General features: G+C 33.3%; 1 protein-coding gene. It reads left to right on the plus strand.

All coding sequences use genetic code 11. The annotated features are described in order from the left end of the window. The coding region (locus tag PHZ07_03885) for a hypothetical protein (GenBank protein ID MDD3284706.1) at positions 1 to 1,494 on the plus strand (1,494 nt) is incomplete at both ends.

Below are 1,494 nucleotides of genomic sequence, written 5' to 3' on the forward strand. Positions count from 1 at the left end.
CTTCTCATTAGATGGTCTCTATTCAATTCCACTTACTGCATCATCAACATACTGGACAACATATTCAGACATAGTAAGTCTAAATTATTCAAACTGGAACACTGCATACAATTGGGGTGATCATTCAAGTGTAGGATATCTAACAGTAGAGTCAGATCCAATATGGAACTCTGCATCAACAAGTTTAACAGTTTCAAATTTTGCATCATCAAACATTTCACAATGGACTAATGATGCAGGATATATTACATCAGCATATGCAACGAGCACATTAGCAAATTATTTAACATTACCAGATTGGTATGCTACTACAACTGATGGATTAGATGAAGGATTAGTAAATCAATATTTCACAGAAGCAAGATCAAGACAATCTATTTCAGAAACAATACAAGGATTAACATACAATAGTGGAACAGGTGTCTTCTCATTAGATGGTCTCTATTCAATTCCACTTACTGCATCATCAACATACTGGACAACATATTCAGACATAGTAAGTCTAAATTATTCAAACTGGAACACTGCATACAATTGGGGTGATCATTCATTAGAAGGATATGCACTTTTATCGGGATCTTCCTTTACGGGTGATATATCAGTTGGAGGATTTGCAACAATAACATCGTTAGGGGTAGCAACATTTTCTACTACAACAATTATAAATGGATTAGCTGTTGATACAGATACATTATTTGTAGATAGTATAAATAATAGAGTAGGTATTGGAACAACAACGCCTAGATTTGCACTTGATGTAGATGGAACAATAAATGCAACTAATTTATATGTAAATGGTTCACCATATATTGGTTCTCAATGGATTACAACTAGTACTGGCATTTATTATAGTTCTGGTAGTGTTGGTATTGGTACAAATTCTCTATCATCTACTTATGCATTTGATTTGTTTGGAAATATGCAAATAGCTGGAAATTTAATTCCTGAAATGACGGGTGCTACTGGTTATGTGTCAACTAGAAAAATAGGAGATGCTACTCACCAGTTTAGTGAAATTTGGACAGACGAATTATATTTGGGTCCTCATTCATTATATGTTGATGGAATACAAGTTATTTCAAGTGATCAAAGTATAATGAATTTTACAGCAGACTATGATCAGTCTGTTAGAGTAAAAACATTTGGAGGAGGTAATACATTGTTGGAGTCAGAAAGTATGGTTAGGCTAACAGCCACATCTGGAATTAGATTAAATGTTCCAAGTACTGGGGATGGAAATATAAGTTTAGAAAATAATTCTGTTGGTGGAGATGTAATCTTAACGGCAAATGGTGATACAAATAGTTCTAATATTTTATTGACAGCAAATCAAAAAATTGGATTGTATGCACCAACAATAGAAATTACAGGAAATATTAATCCAGGATTTACAACTGGATCAATAGTATTCCAAGGTGCATCAGGACTTACACAAGATAACGGAAATCTATTCTATGATGATGTATTAGATATGTTATCAATAGGTCATAGAGC

The sequence above is a fragment of the Patescibacteria group bacterium genome (genome assembly GCA_028692545.1).
Taxonomy (GTDB): domain Bacteria; phylum Patescibacteriota; class Patescibacteriia; order UBA1558; family S5-K13; genus STD2-204.